At 74.2% G+C, this 15,084-nt stretch carries 9 protein-coding genes, 2 tRNA genes and 1 pseudogene; 6 read left to right on the forward strand and 6 right to left on the reverse strand.

What is annotated here, in order from left to right; all coding sequences use genetic code 11:
• Positions 1-149 precede the first annotated feature (149 nt).
• Together OG295_RS05235 and OG295_RS05240 are read left to right on the forward strand one after the other, a co-directional pair.
• Positions 150-869: pseudogene (locus OG295_RS05235) on the forward strand (IclR family transcriptional regulator C-terminal domain-containing protein); the annotation flags it as partial.
• A gap of 501 nt (positions 870-1,370) precedes the next feature.
• A complete protein-coding gene (locus OG295_RS05240) occupies positions 1,371-5,336 on the forward strand; it encodes an AAA domain-containing protein (protein WP_371675780.1) in 3,966 nt (1,321 codons plus the stop codon).
• 145 nt (positions 5,337-5,481) lie between these two features.
• Here the strand turns inward: OG295_RS05240 and OG295_RS05245 are convergent.
• The 3 genes from OG295_RS05245 to OG295_RS05255 form a co-directional block, all read right to left on the reverse strand.
• A tRNA-Leu gene (locus OG295_RS05245) sits at positions 5,482-5,566 on the reverse strand.
• 233 nt (positions 5,567-5,799) lie between these two features.
• Positions 5,800-5,887, reverse strand: a tRNA-Leu gene (locus OG295_RS05250).
• Between the two features lie 416 nt (positions 5,888-6,303).
• Positions 6,304-7,245 (reverse strand): beta-ketoacyl-ACP synthase III, encoded by a 942-nt coding sequence (locus tag OG295_RS05255; protein ID WP_266843757.1) that lies wholly within the window; start codon positions 7,243-7,245, stop codon positions 6,304-6,306.
• 206 nt (positions 7,246-7,451) lie between these two features.
• Between OG295_RS05255 and fdhD the strand changes: the two genes are divergently transcribed.
• Positions 7,452-8,294 (forward strand): formate dehydrogenase accessory sulfurtransferase FdhD, encoded by an 843-nt coding sequence (gene fdhD / locus OG295_RS05260; RefSeq protein WP_371675781.1) that lies wholly within the window; start codon positions 7,452-7,454, stop codon positions 8,292-8,294.
• A 48-nt stretch (positions 8,295-8,342) separates the two neighbouring features.
• Here the strand turns inward: fdhD and OG295_RS05265 are convergent, their stop codons facing one another.
• Positions 8,343-8,768, reverse strand: a complete 426-nt coding sequence (locus tag OG295_RS05265) for a (2Fe-2S) ferredoxin domain-containing protein (protein WP_266843755.1) — start codon at positions 8,766-8,768, stop codon at positions 8,343-8,345.
• Complete coding sequence (locus OG295_RS05270; protein WP_371675782.1) at positions 8,765-9,829, reverse strand: bile acid:sodium symporter family protein; 1,065 nt, start codon at positions 9,827-9,829, stop codon at positions 8,765-8,767. The genes OG295_RS05265 and OG295_RS05270 overlap by 4 nt, the downstream gene beginning before the upstream one ends.
• Positions 9,830-9,981: 152 nt before the next feature.
• Between OG295_RS05270 and OG295_RS05275 the strand changes: the two genes are divergently transcribed.
• Complete coding sequence (locus tag OG295_RS05275) at positions 9,982-10,833, forward strand: LysR substrate-binding domain-containing protein (protein ID WP_371675783.1); 852 nt, start codon at positions 9,982-9,984, stop codon at positions 10,831-10,833.
• Between the two features lie 32 nt (positions 10,834-10,865).
• Here the strand turns inward: OG295_RS05275 and OG295_RS05280 are convergent, their stop codons facing one another.
• Complete coding sequence (locus tag OG295_RS05280; protein ID WP_371675784.1) at positions 10,866-11,594, reverse strand: hypothetical protein; 729 nt, start codon at positions 11,592-11,594, stop codon at positions 10,866-10,868.
• A 255-nt stretch (positions 11,595-11,849) separates the two neighbouring features.
• Here OG295_RS05280 and OG295_RS05285 point away from each other — a divergent pair, with 255 nt between their 5' ends.
• Positions 11,850-13,673, forward strand: a complete 1,824-nt coding sequence (locus tag OG295_RS05285) for a long-chain fatty acid--CoA ligase (RefSeq protein ID WP_371681114.1) — start codon at positions 11,850-11,852, stop codon at positions 13,671-13,673.
• A 138-nt stretch (positions 13,674-13,811) separates the two neighbouring features.
• On the forward strand, positions 13,812-15,083 hold the full coding sequence (locus OG295_RS05290; protein ID WP_371675785.1) for an ABC transporter substrate-binding protein: 1,272 nt from the start codon (positions 13,812-13,814) through the stop codon (positions 15,081-15,083).
• Position 15,084 lies beyond the last annotated feature (1 nt).

A 15,084-nucleotide genomic window follows, 5' to 3' on the forward strand; every position in this document is an offset into this window, starting at 1 on the left:
GGCTGCCCGCGGTGCTCGCCGCGTTCCTGCCGCCGCCCCCGTCCCCGCCCCCGGCGCGCGGGCCCGGCCCCGGACCCGGCCCGCTGCGGCACCCCGCGCTGACGTCGGCCGCGCGGGGGACGGTCGTCCAGACCGGCACGGGCGGGGCCCTGGCGGAGGCACGGCGCGCACTGGCCGTCGTACGGGTCCTGGAGCGGCACCCCCTGGGGGTGCGGACCGCCCGGCTCGCACGCGACTCCGGCCTGACCGAGGCGGCGCTGCGCCCGCTCCTGGCCATGCTGTGCGAGGAGCAGTACGCGTACCGGCCGGGCGCGGGGGTGTACGCGCGCGGCCCGGCCCTGGACCGGCTCGCCGCCCCCGGCGGCAGGGGCCTGGCGGGGCAGCTCCAGCGCACCCTCGCCCTGGCCCGCGACAGCGCGGGCGCCGCCGTGTACCTCAGCCGGTACGCGGAGGGCGAGGTCCGGATCACCCAGATGGCGGACGGGCCGGGGGCTCCGCCGGTGCGGGAGTGGGTGGACTTCCGGGCGGCCGCGCACGCCAGCGCGGTCGGCAAGTGCCTGCTGACCCAGCTGGGCCACCGGGACCGGGCCGACCACGTGGCCCGCCACCGCCCGGCCCGGCTGACGGCGCGGACGATCACCGACAGCCGGACCCTGTTCGGCGCCCTGGACGCGGTGGCTCCGGGCGCTCCCGTCTTCGACCTGCGCGAGTACTCCCCCGGGGTCGTCTGCGCGGCGGTGCCGATCGCCACCGGCGGCGCCGCGGGGAGCCTGGCGCTCTCGCTGCCGGCGAGCCACGCGCACCGGCTGCGCTCCGCGACCGAGGCCCTGCGCCGCAAGGCCGTACCCATCCTCCTGGCCCTCCTCCTGTCCGGCGCCATCCCCCCGGACCCCGCCCCTGACGCCACCCCGGTTCCCGCCCCCGCGACCGCTCCGGATCCCCCGCCCGCCCGCTCCGCCGCCCCGCACGCGCCGGCCACCCCGCCCGGCCCGGCCTCCGCCACCCGCATGACCCCGGAGACCCTGCGCCTGCTGGGCCGCCTCTTCCGCACCCCACTCACCCGAGCCACCGCACCGGAGGGCCCCCACCTGGTCAGCGACCCCGCGACGGCGGCGGCCTACCTCTTCGAGGCCGACGCCCCACCGGACCCCGACCATCCCCGCCTCGCCCTCCCCCGCACCTTCACCCAGGTCACCCCGGGCACCCTCCCCGCCCCGAACGGCCTGGTGGTCCTCCACATGTGATCCCTCCTCCACGACAGCGACCGGCGAGCTTGCCGGGACCCGGTCGGCCGGGGTCCGGTAGATTCGATCAACAGCCGATCGGCGAGAGAAGCGGCCGGGTGCCGCGCACGTCACAGGGGGCGGGGAGTGCGGAGCCGACAGGGGCAGGACCACCGCCGGGAAGCGCTGCTGGAATGCTGGCGCGCCATCGAGCTGTTCGGTCCGCCCGGCATCCCGGCATTACCCCGACGGCGTCCCGCCGCACGGTCCGGGCCGCGGAGCGAGTACGTCGTCGACCTGACGCCGCTGCCCGGACGTGTGACGCCGCAGCTGCCGTGGGACGCCGACCATCCGGATACGGGCGCGCGACGTGCACCGGCCGGCCGGATGTGGCGGCACGAAATCTACTGCGGGGTCTTCGATCTGGAGCTGCTCCGCCAGGCGATGATCGCCGTACTGCCCGCGGGGACCGATCCGGATCCCGGTGTGCCGCAGTCCGAGCTGACGCTGCCGGGCCAGAGCGCGATGTTCGCCTTGGTCGTGGACGATGAGGGGCGACCGGTGGAGGACACGTCCGTGATCTCCGCCTGCGCCTGGGCGACCGGCCGCCTCTTCGATCCGGGACCCTCCGCACCCGGTTGGCTGGACGGCTTCGAGGACCTCGACGAGGCGTTCGGCGCGGCGATCGACGAGCTGACGGCCACCGCGATCCCCTACGGCTCCGCCGCCCCCGACCCCGGCACGGCGTACGAGCGGCGGCCCGGCTCCGGCCATGGGCCGGGAACCGCGGCCGGGGCCGACCGCGTGAGCTGGCAGCGCCTGCTCGGCGAGATCCTGGGCGGCGCCGCCGTCGGCGCGGTCGGGGCCCTGTTCGGCGAGGTCGCCGGCGCCGCCCTGCAGGGCGCGGCCGAGCCCCTGGTGCGCCGCGCCGCCGACTGGGCCGCGGCCCGCCGACCTGCCGGGGACCAAGCGGAATCCGAGCATCCGGACGATGGCGGGAGCATTCCCGAGCGGGCACCGGCCGGCTCCGCGGACGTGTTCGAGGCGTACGGGGGCGACTCCGGTCCCCGTGCGCTCGGGTTCGCCGATCTCGTCGCCCTGACCGCGCAGATCGCCGACCTGTGCGGGGTGCAGGACCGTCTGCGGCCCCGGGTGGTCCGGGTACGGAGCAGGCTGGTCCCCCGGCCTCGGGACCCCCGGGCGAAGGCGGCCGCGGCGGCGCCTTTCCTGAACAGCCTGCTCCCTCCCGACCTCGCGCGCGTGGCCGAAGCTGTCGGCAAGGGGATCGGACCGGCTCTGGGCGCGTATCTGTCCGAGCACGATGCCGTTGCCGCGGGGATGCGGACCGATGTGCGCCGGGAGCGCGGAGCCGTCCTGGCCGGGGTGGATCCGGAGCTGGTTCCGGCCGGGCGGTGGCCCGCACCGGCGGATCGCCCGCTCGCGCTGAGCCAGCAGTTCGCGGTCGACCGGATGCTCGCCGACCGCGCGGGCACCGAGGGCGGGCTGTTCTCCGTGAACGGCCCGCCCGGCACGGGCAAGACGACGATGTTGCGCGACCTGGTCGCCGCACTGGTGGTCGAGCGGGCGGCGGTGCTGGCCACGTTCGACCGGCCCGGACAGGCATTCACCGGTCCGGCGTGGCGGGGTAAGGACCGCCAGGGCAGGCACGCGCGGTTCGTGTCGCGGCTCGACCCCCGGCTGACCGGGTTCGAGATCGTGGTCGCCTCCTCCAACAACGGCGCGGTCGAGAACATCACCGCCGAACTGCCCGGCATCGGCGCGCTCGGTGAGCACTGGCACGGCGGCCCCGACCATTTCTCCGACCTCGCCTCCGCCCTCCTCGGCGGCCCCGCGTGGGGGTTGGTCGCGGCGGTGCTCGGCAACAAGACCAACCGCAAGGAGTTCGGCGACCGGTTCTGGTGGGGGCGGCTGCCCAAGAAGGAGGCCGACGCCCGGTCCGCGGCGGGGCTGCCACCGCTGCGCGGCATGCAGTTCGTCCTGAGCGACTGGATCCCGCCGAGGACCGCGCCCGGCAGCCGCCCCTCCGCCCCGGCGGACCGGGACGCCGCGGCCGGGCCCGCCGAGCCCGTGCCGTCGTGGACCGCCGCCGTAGCCGCCTTCCGCACCGCCCGGGCCGAGGTCGAGCGGCTGCGTGTCGGGCGTGCCCGGCTGGCCTCGGCGCTGGCGGCCGTCGAGTCCCCGGCGGCCGCGCAGCGTATCGCGGACCTGGAAGCCGCCGTCCCCCGCGCAGACCAGCAGGTCACCGCCGCGACGGCCGCCCTGGAACGGGCCGCCGCCGCCACCGGGGCAGCACGGAATGCCACCGCCGCGGCCGAGGCCGGACACCGAACGGCCACCGCGCACGTACCACGGGCCCGGCAGGAGCTGGCCGCCGCCCGTGCGGACCTGTCGGCCGCCCGTGAGCTGGCCGCACACCACCGCGAGTACGTCACCGCGCTCACTGCCCACCGGGACGCTCCACCTGCCGTCGAACGGGGCCTGCGCGCCGGGCTGCGGCGCCTGCTGCAGAGCTCCGCCGACCGGCAGGCGGCCGAATCGCGGCAGGAACGCGCCGACGCCGAGCTCGCGCGATCGCTCGTCCAGCAGCGCGCTTCCCTCGACAGCTCCCTGGAGCAGGTCGCCGCCGCCGTACGCGCCGAGTCCCTGGCCGCGGGCCGGAGCTCCTGGGCCGCCACCACCGTCGACGAAGCGGCCGCCGTCCTCACCACGGCCCTCGCACACGAACGGACCGCGCACGCCCGGCAGGCCGCGGCGGACACCGTGCTGCGGCGGGCCCGGCAGGCCGCCGAGGCGGTCCGCCACGATCTTCGGGCCGCCGTGACCGAGCTCGACGGACGCCACCACGAGCTGAGGCAGGCGGCTCGGACGCTCCCCTCACTGCCCCTCGGCTGGCGGCACCTCGACGAAGCCGATCAGGAACTCGGCTCCCCCTGGTCCGACGAGGCGTGGTCCACCGCGCGCAGTGACCTGTTCCTGCGCGCTCTCGACCTGCACCGAGCCTTCGTGGCCGGGGCCGCCAAGAAGGTCCGGGGCAATCTCCAGGTCCTCGTGGAGCTGATGGCCGGGACGAACGGGCCGCTGCCGGACGAAGAGGTCGAGCACGCCTGGCAGACCCTCTTCCTCCTGGTCCCCGTCGTCTCCACCACGTTCTCCTCCGTCGGCAGCATGTTCGCGCGCCTCGGCCGGGAGTCGATCGGCTGGCTGCTCGTCGACGAGGCCGGGCAGGCCACCCCGCAGGCCGCCGTGGGCGCGCTGTGGCGGGCCCGCCGTGCCGTGCTGGTCGGCGATCCGCTCCAGCTGGAGCCCGTGGTCACCATGCCCACGGCTCTGCAGCGCCGGCTGCTGCGCGCCTACGGCGTCGACGAACGGTGGCTGCCCTCGGCCACCTCGGCCCAGGCCGTGGCCGACCGGACCAACCGCTACGGCACCTACCTGCCGACCCCCGACGGGGACGACGAGCACGTCTGGGTGGGTTCACCGTTGCGCGTCCACCGCCGCTGCGAGGAACCGATGTTCAGCGTCAGCAATGAGGTCGCGTACGGCGGCCTCATGGTCTACGGCACCGGGCAACAGGCGTTCCCCGACGGGGAACGGGACGGTCTGCTGCCCAGCCGCTGGCTGAACACCGATGACCCCGCCCGCCCGGCCGACGCCCCGTGGGGCGAACGCGACCGCCGTGCCTTCGAATTCGTCCTCGACCTCTTGGACCGGCACGGGGTGGGTGTCGAGCGCCTACGCGTCATCGCCCCGTTCCGGGCCCTCGTCGCCGAGTGCAAGAGGGTCTGCGCCGGCCGTGAAGGCTGGACCGCCGAGCTCCTCGACGAACGCTGCGCCACCGTCCACCGGGCACAGGGCAAGGAAGCCGACGTCGTCATCCTCGTGCTCGGCGGTGGCCGCCCCGGAGCCCGCGCGTGGGCGGCGCGCACCCCGCATCTGCTCAACGTCGCCGCGAGCCGTGCCAAGCGCCGCCTCTACGTCATCGGTGAGCGCGGTTTGTGGGCCCCGCTCCGCCATTTCGATGTCCTGGCCGACGAACTGGCGGAATTCGACCACGTCCGCGACCGCACGACCTGGCCGCCGGAGGGCGACTGACCGCAGCCGGGTGCGGCCCGGCGTGGGCACGCGGGTGACCAGTCCAAACGCCCGGCCGCAGCCGACCGGTTCACCACAGACGAAAGAGCCGGCCAGAGCGACGTCGCGTCGCTCTGGCCGGCTCTTTCAGGTCGTCCGACCACGGTGTCCGAGGGGGGACTTGAACCCCCACGCCCGATAAAGGGCACTAGCACCTCAAGCTAGCGCGTCTGCCATTCCGCCACCCGGACCGGGTGATGCCTCCGCAGGGTGATCCCCGCAGCGACACGGACCACCTTATCAAGCGCTGAGAGCACTGCTGACCAGGGCTTTCCCTCCTGGATCGCGCGCCCTCCCGCCGGTGCGGGCGTCTGCGCTTCGGCGTCGGCGGGATCGATCGCGGGGTTGGCCGCGGGTTCTTCGCGGGATTGGCCGCGCCGTCGCCCGGAAACACAAAAGAACCCCACCGGAGTGGGGTTCCTGCTGGTGTCCGAGGGGGGACTTGAACCCCCACGCCCGATAAAGGGCACTAGCACCTCAAGCTAGCGCGTCTGCCATTCCGCCACCCGGACTAGGTGGTCGGCCCCGGTTTCCCGCGGCGACATGGACAACAATAGCAAAGGATCGGCGGGGTTCCGACCACTTATCCGGGCGGCGGAACGGCAGACGCGCCGCGCTGACCTGCGGGCATGCGTGGGCGGGGGTGGCGAGACGGGGCGTCTCGGTGGTTGCGCGCGGCCCGGCCCGTCGCCGTGCGGGGCGGGTGCGCGCGAGGCCCGCCCCGGGCGGGGCGGGCCTCGCGTGTGCGTACGGGTGCGCCGCGGCTAGGGGGTGTCTGACGGATATCCGCGGCGTCGCGACGCCCGGCACGCACTCTCGCCGCACCGACCGAAAGCCCAAGTACGTCCAGTACGCGGGCTTCCGGTCGGCACGCCGAGAGCACGCACCGGACGCCGCTCCTTCCCCACGGACATCCGTCAGACACCCCCTAGGGGCAGTGGATGACCTGGCCGGCGTAGGAGAGGTTGCCGCCGAAGCCGAAGAGCAGGACCGGGGCGCCGGAGGGGATCTCGCCCCGCTGGACCAGTTTGGAGAGGGCCATCGGGATGCTGGCCGCCGAGGTGTTGCCGGAGTCGACGACGTCGCGTGCGACCACGGCGTTCACGGCGCCGATCCTGGCGGCGAGCGGCTCGATGATCCGCAGGTTCGCCTGGTGCAGGACGACCCCCGCCAGGTCCTCGGGGGTGATCCCGGCCTTTTCGCAGACCTTGCGGGCGAGCGGCGGGAGCTGGCTGGTGGTCCAGCGGTAGACGGACTGGCCCTCCTGCGCGAAGACGGGCGGGGAGCCCTCGATGCGCACGGCGTGGCCCATCTCCGGCACCGAGCCCCACAGGACGGGGCCGATGCCCGGCTCCGCGCTGGCCTCGACGACGGCCGCGCCCGCGCCGTCGCCGGTCAGCACGCAGGTGGTGCGGTCGGCGTAGTCGGTGATCTCGGTCATCTTGTCGGCGCCGATGACCAGGGCGCGGGTCGCGGCGCCGGCCCGGATCGCGTGGTCGGCGGTGGCCAGGGCGTGGGTGAAGCCCGAGCACACGACGTTGATGTCCATCACCGCGGGCGCCCCGCCCATGCCCAGCTTCGCGGCGACCCGCGCGGCCATGTTGGGGGAACGGTCGATGGCGGTGGAGGTGGCCACCAGAACGAGGTCGACGTCGTCCGGGATCAGACCGGCGTTCGCGAGGGCCTTGCCGGCGGCCTGGTAGGCCAGCTCGTCCACGGGCTCCTCGGGACCCGCGACGTGCCGGGTCCGGATGCCGACGCGCGACCGGATCCACTCGTCGTTGGTGTCGACCATGGCCGCGAGGTCCTCGTTGGTGAGCACTTTCGCGGGCTGGTAGTGCCCTAGCGCCACCACGCGTGAACCGGTCATGGGCGGGGTCCCCCTCTGTACGGCGGTCAGGAATTACCCAGCTTCGCCTGCTACCGGTGGGTACGGGTGCGTGTGACCCGACAGGATTCCTGCACCGGAATTTGGAGAATTCCGAGCAACTTCCTGCCGGGAGCCCCGTGGGCCGCGAATCCGCGAGAATGTCCTCGTCAAGAGCACGACGAGTACGGAACGGGTGGCTGATCGCCATGGGACGGGTCACCGAGCGGCGCCGGGTCGTACGGATCCGGGGCGGGGCCGTCGGGGCGCGCCCCGACACGCTGGTCGCGGAGGAGCCGCTGGAGATCCGGCTCAACGGCAAGCCGCTGGCCATCACGATGCGCACCCCGGGTGACGACTTCGCGCTGGCGGTGGGCTTCCTCGCCAGTGAGGGCGTGGTCGCGCACGCCTCGGACGTCCAGGCCGTCACCTACTGCGAGGGTGCGACCGAGGACGGTTCCAACACCTACAACGTGGTCAACGTGCAGCTGGCCCGCGGAGTGCCGGTGCCCGACATCACGCTGGAGCGGAACGTCTACACCACCTCCTCCTGCGGTCTGTGCGGCAAGGCCAGCCTGGACGCGGTCCGTACGGCGACCCGTTTCCCGGGGCTCGCCGCCGACCCGGTACGGGTGACGGCCGGCCTCCTCGGCGAGCTGCCGGACCGGCTGCGCGCGGCGCAGAAGGTCTTCGACCGCACGGGCGGGCTGCACGCGGCCGGGCTGTTCTCGGCGGACGGAGAGCTGCTCGACGTACGGGAGGACGTGGGCCGGCACAACGCCGTGGACAAGATCATCGGGCGGGCCCTGCAGGCGGGACGGCTGCCGCTGGCCGGTGCGGTGCTCCTGGTGTCGGGCCGGGCCTCCTTCGAGCTCGCGCAGAAGGCCGTCATGGCCGGGATCCCGGTGCTGGCGGCGGTTTCGGCGCCGTCCTCGCTGGCGGTGGACCTGGCCCTGGAGTCCGGCCTGACCCTGGTGGGCTTCCTGCGGGGCCCGGACATGAACATCTACGCGGGCGACCACCGCATCGTCCTGCCCGCCGGACCCGCGTAGGGGCGCCCGGCCCCAGGACCACGGAGGCCGCTGCGGCGGCCGCCGGCGCTAGCGCCGGCGGCCCCGGCGCGGGGTGGTGGGCTCCTTCGGGGCCGGGGGGTCGATGCGGTGCAGGTCCAGGGTGGCGGGGACCGGGGTGCTGCCGGGACCGCCGGACCGGGCCCAGTCGATGATCTCGTCCGTGGCGGTGTCGTCGAGGGCCCAGCCGAACCAGACGGCCCGGGCGCCCCGGCTCCGGGCCTCGCTGGTGGGCTGGACCACGATCACGTTGGCCTGCGCGCACGGTCCGAGGCAGTCGCTGGTACGGACCGCCAGCCGGCCCCCGGACGCGGCGGCGGCCTCCCGCAGCCGGGCGAGCTGGCCGGCGTGGTCGGAACCGGGGTTCTTGCGGGGGTCCCCGCAGCAGCAGCCGCGGCAGACCACCAGGGTGCAGGGGCGCGGGGCATGGGCGGCGAGCGGGCGTATCCAGGTCACCGCCGCACGTTACCGGCCCTGCGGGGCCGGGTGTTGGGCCAGGGGCGAGACCTCCGCCACACACCCCGGGGGGAGTTCGCTCCCGGGGCCCCCGGGTCCCGGGAGCGGCGCCGGGCCAGGACCGCGCAGACCATCAGCTGCATCTGGTGGAAGAGCATCAGCGGCAGCACCGCGAGCGCGGCCTGGGCGCCGAACAGGACGCTGGCCATGGGGAGTCCGGCGGCGAGGCTCTTCTTCGACCCGGCGAACTGGATCGCGATCCGGTCCTCGCGGCCGAATCCGAGGCGTCCGGCCCCGTACCAGGTGACGAGGAGCATCACGGCGAGGAGTACGGCCTCCACCGCCAGCAGCGCGCCGAGCCTCGGGAGGCTGACGCGGTGCCAGACTCCGGCGGCCATGCCCGCGCTGAAGGCGGCGTAGACGACGAGCAGGATCGAGCCCCGGTCGACGTAGCCGAGCACCCTCTTGTGGCGGACCAGGAAGCCGCCCACCCAGCGGCGCAGGGCCTGGCCGAGGAGGAAGGGCAGCAGCAGCTGGACGACGATCTTGAGGAGGGAGTCCGGGGAGAAGCCTCCCGCGTCGGCGCCGAGCAGGCCGGCGGCGAGGAGGGGGGTGAGGACGATGCCGGCGAGGCTGGAGAAGGAGCCGGCGCAGATCGCGGCGGGGACGTTGCCCCGGGCGATGGAGGTGAAGGCGATGGAGGACTGGACGGTCGAGGGGACCAGGCAGAGGAAGAGCAGGCCGCTGTACAGAGGCTGGGTCAGCAGGGTGGGGACGAGGCCGCGGGCGGCCAGGCCGAGGAGCGGGAAGAGCACGAAGGTGCAGGCCAGCACGGTGACGTGGAGGCGCCAGTGGCGCAGCCCGTCGAGGGCCTCGCGGGTGGAGAGCCGGGCCCCGTAGAGGAAGAAGAGCAGGGCGACGGCGCCGGTGGAGGCGCCGTCGGCGACGGTGGCGGCCGCGCCCCGGGCCGGGAGCAGCGCGGCGAGGCCCACGGTGGCGAGCAGGGCCAGTACGTACGGGTCCAGGGGCAGCCGGGCGGGGAGGCGGGGACGGCGTCGCATGGTCGGTGTTCACTCGCTGTGGGTCGGGGCGGAGGGCCGCGGGAGGGAGCTGGAAGCAGAGGGGGTCGTCCGTTCATGCTCGCGGGTGCGCGGTCATCGGGAAACACGCACACTGCACTGACTGTCATCACGAAGCGCAATAGGCTGGTTCCATGTACGACCCCGTTCAGCTGCGGACCTTCCTCACGGTGGCCCAGACGCTCAGCTTCACGCAGGCCGCCGCCCGGCTCGGCGTGCGGCAGTCCACGGTCAGCCAGCACGTGCGGCGGCTGGAGGGGGCGACGGGGCGGACGCTGTTCGTCCGGGACACCCACAGCGTCGGGCTCACGGAGGACGGCGAGGCGCTCCTGGGCTTCGCGCGGACCATCCTGGAGGCGCACGAGCGGGCGGCTGCCTTCTTCACCGGGACGCGGTTGCGGGGGCGGCTGCGGTTCGGGGCGTCGGAGGACTTCGTGCTGACCCGGCTCCCCGAGATCCTGGAGGGGTTCCGGCACGAGCATCCGGAAGTGGACCTGGAGCTGTCGGTCGAGCTCTCGGGGATCCTGCACGAGCGGCTGGACGCGGGGCGCCTCGACCTGGTCCTGGCCAAGCGGCGCGGGCCGGGGGACGAGCGGGGCCGGCTGGTGTGGCGGGACCGGATGGTGTGGATCGGGGCGGAGGGGGCGCGCGTGGACCCGGAGCGTCCGGTGCCGCTGATCGTGTTCCCGCCGCCGGGCATCACCCGGGCGCGGGCCCTGGAGGTGCTGGAGCGGGACGGGCGTGCGTGGCGGATCGCGTGTACGAGCGGCAGCCTCAGCGGTCTGATCGCGGCGGCCCGTGCCGGGCTCGGGGTGATGGCGCACACCCGGGGGCTGATCCCGCCGGGGCTGGTACGGGTGGGCGGGCTGCCGGAGCTGGGGCCGGTGGAGTTCGCCCTGCTCCAGGGGCGGCGCCCCACCCCGGCGGCGGAGGCGCTGGCGGCCGCGGTCCTGGCGGGCGGCGACCGCCTGAGCCGGCCGGCGTAGTTCCGGGACGGGGCGGGGCGGGGTTCCGGGGGCTATCCGGGCAGCCCCTCGCGGGCCTGGAGGTCACGGGGGCGGGGCTGGACCTCGAAGGGGGTGTCCCCGGTGTACAGGCTGGTGCCCGCCGGCAGGCAGTTGTCCTCGCGGACGTTTCCGAGGCCGTCGCAGTGCTCGGCCTTGAGGGTGATCAACACGGTGGAGGTGTGCGCACCGACGGGGAGCGCCTTGAAGGGCGGTGAGGCGATCCCCGTGAAGGGGAGTCCGTCGTCGCCGACGAAGCCGGTGCGCAGGACGTCCTTCTTCCTGAAGGTGAAGGTCTTCTCCCGCGGGGTGCCCCGGTCCTGCACGTAGGTGGCGCTCTCGAACTTGGCGTTGAAGTCCTCGACGGGGGCGATCCCGGGGCGGAGCGGCCGGTAGCCCTCCGGATAGACGGCGGTCCGGGCGTCCGCGGCGGTCGTCCAACTCGGCACGACCCTGACCCAGGGCTCCCCGGCGAAGGCGACCCGGCAGGCCGAGGGGCCGATGATCCGCTGCTTGATGTGGAAGAGCTTGTTGATGTCGACGCCGTCCGGGGCCAGGCAGTGCGGTACGGGCGGCCTGACGGTGGGCACGGCAGACGCGGCGGACACAGCGGGCGCGGCGGACACGGCGGGCGCCGCGGACACGGCGGCCGCGGCCGACGCGGGCGGGCTCGCCGCGGCACCGCAGAGCGCCGCCGCGAGCAGGGTCGGGAAGGCCGTGGCGAGGAGGCGGGGACGGTTCATCTGGAACCACCTGTCGGAGTGGACGGAAGGGCCGCCCGGCAGCCGATCACGGGACGGGGCCCGGTATCCGGGCGACATCCCGCGGGGCGGGACCGGACAGCGGACCGGCTCACCCGTCCGGGCGACGTACGCGCCCCGACCAGGGCCGTGGGGGCACGCGGGCCCGGGGGGATCTTGTGGAGGTTTCCGCGGGGGTGCCGGTGCCCCGGGCCGGTGGGGTAGCGTCGCGGCGCTCGGCAGGAGAGGAGCGGAATGTTGCGCGAGTTCGGCGTTCCACCCGTGGTCACGGGCCCTGCGGTCGGCGGACTGGCCGACTGCGTCTTCCAGTACGCCGGGGAGGAGCCCGAACGGGTGGTGCTCGGGCGCAAGGTGGACGGCGTCTGGCGGGACGTGACCTCCGGGGAGCTGGCCGCCGAGGTGCTGGCGCTCGCCAAGGGGCTGCTGGCGCAGGGGATCGGTTTCGGGGACCGGGTCGCCGTGATGTCCCGTACCCGCTACGAGTGGACCCTGTTCGACTTCGCCCTGTGGGCGATCGGCGCCCAGCCCGTCCCCGTCTACCCGACGTCCTCGGCGGACCAGGTGCACTGGATCCTCTACGACTCCGGCTGCGCCGGCTGCGTCGTGGAGGACGAGGACCAGGCCATGACGGTCGGCTCGGTGATCGAGCGGCTGCCGGGGCTGCGCCTGCTGTGGCAGCTCGACGCGGGGGCGGTCGGGGAGCTGGTGGAGGCGGGCCGGTCGGTGGACGGGGACGTGGTGCACCGTCACCGCCGGGCCGTGACCCCGGACGCGGTCGCCACCGTCATCTACACCTCGGGGACCACGGGCCGGCCCAAGGGCTGCGTGCTCACCCACGCGAACTTCATGTTCGAGGCGGACACCCTGGTGGACCGCTGGGAGTCGGTGTTCCGGGCCGGACCGGGCGAGCAGCCGTCGACGCTGCTCTTCCTGCCGCTGGCCCACGTCTTCGGGCGGATGGTGGAGGTGGCCGCCGTACGGGCCCGGGTCAAGCTGGGGCACCAGCCGGTGCTCGCCGCCGCCGAACTGCTGCCGGACCTCGCGGCCTTCCGGCCGACCTTCGTGCTGGGGGTCCCGTACGTCTTCGAGAAGGTGTTCGCGGCGGCCCGCCGCAAGGCGGAGGCGGAGGGGCGCCGGGGTCCCTTCGACCGGGCGGTGGAGACGGCGGTGCGGTACGCGGAGGCGCGCGAGCAGAAGGCGTTCGGCACCGGGCCGGGGCCGTCGACGGGGCTGCGGATGGAGCACCAGCTCTTCGAGAAGCTGGTGTACGGGAAGGTGCGCGAGGCGCTGGGCGGCCGGGTCCGGCACGCGATGTCGGGCGGGTCGGCGATGTCACGCCGGCTGGGGCTGTTCTTCGACGGCGCCGGGATCACGGTGTTCGAGGGGTACGGGCTGACCGAGTCCTGCGCCGCCGCCACGGCGAATCCGCCGGGGGCGACGAAGTACGGGACGGTGGGGCGGCCGATCCCGGGCAGCACGGTGCACATCGCCGACGACGGGGAGGTGTGGCTGCGCGGCGATCACGTCTTCTCGGGGTACCTGAACGATCCCCGGGCCACGGAGGAGGTGCTGCGCGGCGGCTGGCTGGCGACCGGGGACCTGGGGCGCCTCGACCGGGACGGGTACCTGACGATCACCGGGCGGAAGAAGGAGATCCTGGTGACCTCCAACGGCAAGAGCGTGGCGCCGACCGTGCTGGAGGAGCGGGTGCGGTCGCATCCGCTGGTGTCGCAGTGCGTGCTGGTGGGCAACGACCGGCCGTTCATCGCGGCGCTGGTGACCCTGGACGTGGAGGGGATGGCGCACTGGCTGTCGATGCGCGGGCTGCCGCAGCGGCCCGCGGAGCAATTGGTGGGTGACCCGGAGCTGGCGGCGGAGGTGCGGCGGGCGGTGGTGGCCGCCAACACGCTGGTCTCGCAGGCCGAGGGGATCCGGGCCTTCCGGGTGCTGCCGGGGCAGTTCACGGAGGAGCGCGGGCTGCTGACGCCGTCGCTGAAGCTGAAGCGGCGGGCGATCGAGAAGGCGTACGCGCGGGAGGTCGCGGAGCTGTACCCGTCCTGAACGGGCTTCCCGGGAGCGCTGCGCGGCGAACCTCCACGAGTCGAGCTGATGGATCGTCACTTCATCGGGTCACCGATATTGACGGTCCGTCAGGTCGCGCACAGAATGCGGGGATTCCTACCGGAGGGGATCCTCACCATGTCGCGAACCGTCCGCGCCCTGGCCGCCGCAGCGGCCGCCCTCGCGTTCGTCTCCGCCTGCAACTCCGCCTCCGCCTCCCACGGCCCCGCTCCCGACGGGCCGGGAGGCCGGACCGGGAACACGCGCGGGGTGGGCGCGGACTCCGTCAAGGTCGGCGGCATCGTGTCGATGACCAGCGCGAGCGGCTACAGCAAGAAGGACACCGACCTCGGGGCCAGGGCCCGGTTCCTGAGAGCGAACGCCGAGGGCGGAGTCGCCGGGCGCAGGATCGACTACATCGGCGCGGAGGACGACGGCCAGGACCCGGGGAAGAACCTGGCGGCCGCCCGCAAGCTGGTCCAGCAGGACAAGGTCTTCGCGGTGTCCCCGATGAGCTCGGTGACCTTCTCCGGCGCCGACTTCCTGGAAAAGGAGAAGGTCCCCACCTTCGGCTGGGGCACCCTGCCGTCCTTCTGCGGGCCGGAGTACGTCTACGGGTTCAACGGCTGCCTGGTCCCCTCCCCCGGCGGCACCCTCAACCAGACCTGGCCCGAGGGCATCGGCCGGGTGCTCGGCGGGGCCGGGGGCAAGTCGGTCGCGATCATCGCCAACGACAGCGACGCCGGGAAGTTCGGCATCCGCACCTTCCGGCAGGGCTTCACCGCCGCCGGGTTCACGGTGTCCTACGCCAAGGCCTCCGTACCGGCCACGGCCGTGCCCAGCGACTGGTCGGCCTACGTCAAGGAGCTCCTGGCGGGCCCCGACGGGAAGGCCCCGGACGCCGTGGTCTCCGTCATGCAGACCCCCAGCAACATCGGGTTGTTCACCGCGCTCAAGCGGGCCGACTACCGGGGCGTGCTCACCGATCCCACGGACTACGACCCGGGGCTCCTCGCCAAGGACGCCACCAGGCAGGCCCTCGACGGGGTCTACGTGCTGCTCCAGTTCCAGCCCTTCGAGTCCGCGGACCCGAAGATGGAGCGGTTCAAGGCCGACGTCAAGGCGGCGGCGAACGGACAGGACGTACCGCTGAACATGCACATGCTGACCGGGTACATGTCGGCCGACCTGTTCCTGTCCATCGCGGCGAAGGCGGGCCGCGACCTCACCGTGGAGTCCTTCCAGGCGGCCGCCCGGGGCTTCTCCGACACGGGGACCCTGGTCGGCGACCGGTCGGAGCCCAAGGGCCAGAAGGACAGCTTCGGCTGCGGTGCGCTGGTGCGGCTGAAGGACGGGGCGTACGAGGTGGCCGTGCCGTTCGCCTGCCACCAGCCCGTCCCCTTCGCGTAGG

The organism is Streptomyces sp. NBC_01276 (assembly GCF_041435355.1).
Taxonomy (GTDB): Bacteria; Actinomycetota; Actinomycetes; order Streptomycetales; family Streptomycetaceae; genus Streptomyces.